This window comes from Streptomyces sp. NPDC097129 (genome assembly GCF_055668065.1).
In genome coordinates, this window is record NZ_JBVOQE010000103.1 from 745 (window position 1) to 1100 (window position 356).

The following is a 356-nucleotide window of genomic DNA, read 5'->3' on the forward strand; positions in this document are numbered from 1 at the left end:
CCGCGACGCCATCACCGCACTCGACGACGACCTCTTCACAGTCCCGGCCATCTGAGCAACATCCGAAACAAAACAGAGGACACATCATGAGCACCATCGAAGTATTCGAACCCGCCCTGTGCTGCAACACCGGCGTCTGCGGCGACGACGTCGACCAAGCGCTGATCACCTTCACCGCCGACCTCGACTGGGTCGCGAGCAACGGCGGCACCATCACCCGTCACAACCTCGCCAACGACCCCCTTGCCTTCGCCGGAAACGACACCGTCGCAGCATTCCTCAAAATCTCAGGCTCCGAAGGACTCCCGCTGGCGATCGTCGACGGAGTCACCGCCCTGACCGGTACTTATCCCACC

1 protein-coding gene is annotated in these 356 nt (G+C 62.1%); it reads left to right on the plus strand.

What is annotated here, in order from left to right; genetic code table 11:
* Nucleotides 1–86: 86 nt before the first annotated feature.
* Nucleotides 87–356: arsenite efflux transporter metallochaperone ArsD (gene arsD / locus AC0B9F_RS38415; RefSeq protein WP_472010476.1), on the plus strand; the 270-nt coding region annotated here is incomplete at its 3' end.